This is a genomic window from Desulfocastanea catecholica, assembly GCF_054657295.1.
The window spans coordinates 1-386 of sequence record NZ_BAAHYZ010000141.1; the positions used below are offsets into that span (position 1 = coordinate 1).

Annotated in this window: 1 protein-coding gene; it reads left to right on the forward strand. The window is 56.7% G+C overall.

Annotated elements, in window-relative coordinates; all coding sequences use genetic code 11:
* Positions 1-386: sodium ion-translocating decarboxylase subunit beta (locus ACYQ8U_RS23255; RefSeq protein ID WP_459947933.1), on the forward strand; the 386-nt coding region annotated here is incomplete at both ends.

Sequence of the window (386 nt, forward strand, 5' to 3'; positions counted from 1 at the left end):
TCGGCGGCACCGCTGATCGGGATGTTTATGCTCGGCAATCTGGCCAAGGAATGCGGCGTCGTCGACAGACTGTCCGATACCATCAAGAATTCTCTGATGTACACGGTTACCATCTTTCTTGGTCTCGGGGTCGGTTCCAAACTGTCCGCCGACAAGTTTCTTAACCTCGAGACCCTTGGTATCCTGGCCCTGGGCATGATTGCTTTTGCCATCGGTACAGCAGCAGGCGTATTGCTGGCGAAACTGATGAATAAGCTCAGCAAAACCCCGATCAATCCACTCATCGGCGCCGCCGGTGTTTCCGCAGTGCCGATGGCCGCCCGGGTTGTCAACAAGGTCGGCCTCGAGGCCAACCCGCAGAACCACTTGATCATGCACGCCATGGG